This is a genomic window from Azospirillum sp. B506, from assembly GCF_000333595.1.
Lineage (GTDB): Bacteria > Pseudomonadota > Alphaproteobacteria > Azospirillales > Azospirillaceae > Azospirillum.
Genome location: NZ_BADK01000818.1, coordinates 1 through 952, shown reverse-complemented (window position 1 = coordinate 952; position 952 = coordinate 1). Strand labels below are relative to the sequence as shown.

General features: G+C 66.3%; 1 protein-coding gene. It reads right to left on the bottom strand.

Annotated features, from left to right (window positions below; translation table 11 throughout):
• A partial coding sequence (locus I71_RS25480; RefSeq protein ID WP_042700414.1) for a serine/threonine-protein kinase occupies positions 1-952 on the bottom strand: 952 nt, incomplete at both ends.

The following is a 952-nucleotide window of genomic DNA, read 5'->3' as shown; positions in this document are numbered from 1 at the left end:
CATGTGGTCCAGAAAGCCGAGAGACAACTCGTCCGCCCACTGAAGATCGTCGATGATAATCAGCAGTGGACGCAGCCGCGCGCAGGCGGCGGCGACATCGCGCAACGCGCGGAACAGACGTTTGCGCGCCTCATCTCCGGGCAATGCCGACGGTTCGGAAAGACCGGCCATGCCAGGCAGCGCCCTGATATGGAGCGAATAGCTTGCCAGGACAGCTGCATGAGGCCCCAGCAGGGCCTGCTGCCGGGCGGGTCCACCCTCCAAGCACAGATCCGCGACCATTTCCAGCCACGGCAGCAGCGGATACAATGGTTGAGCGTTCAGATGGGCCTTTTCGCCATCAAGGCCGCCGGGCTGGCAGCTGCCGCTGACCACCGCCATCCCGGTTCTTGCGGCACGGCTGGCGGCCTCCGAAGCCTGCCGGGTCTTGCCCGATCCGCTCTCCCCGGTCAGCAGGACGATTTGTCCGCTTCCGGATTTCGCGGCCGCCAGTTGGCTGGAGATCAGTCCCATGCTGTCGCTGCGGCCGACGAAGGCCGCGCGGTACAGATAGGAGCGGGCCGGTGGAGGCGGATAGGGCCAGGGCGCCGGGTCGGCACCGAGCGCGGCCAGAGCCAGTGCGACATTCTCCGCATATCCAATGCGGTCGCCCTGGGACTTAGCCATCAAGGACAGGATGAGGTCGTCGAGATCCGGGGGCACACCGGAAACCAGGTCGGAAGGCCTGACCGGCGTCCGTTCCAAATGTCCGTTGAAGATCTGGCTGCGGGTGCCGGTGAAAGGCAGGACCCCCGTAACCAGCTGGTAGAGCATGCAGCCGAGCGCGTAAAGGTCGCACCGTGCATCCAGGACATCGCCGGTGATCTGTTCCGGAGCCATGTAGGGCGGCGACCCGCTGACCCGCTGCGCCGGATCGGCGACCTCGCGTCCCACGGCGTCGCGCGTCTCGCTG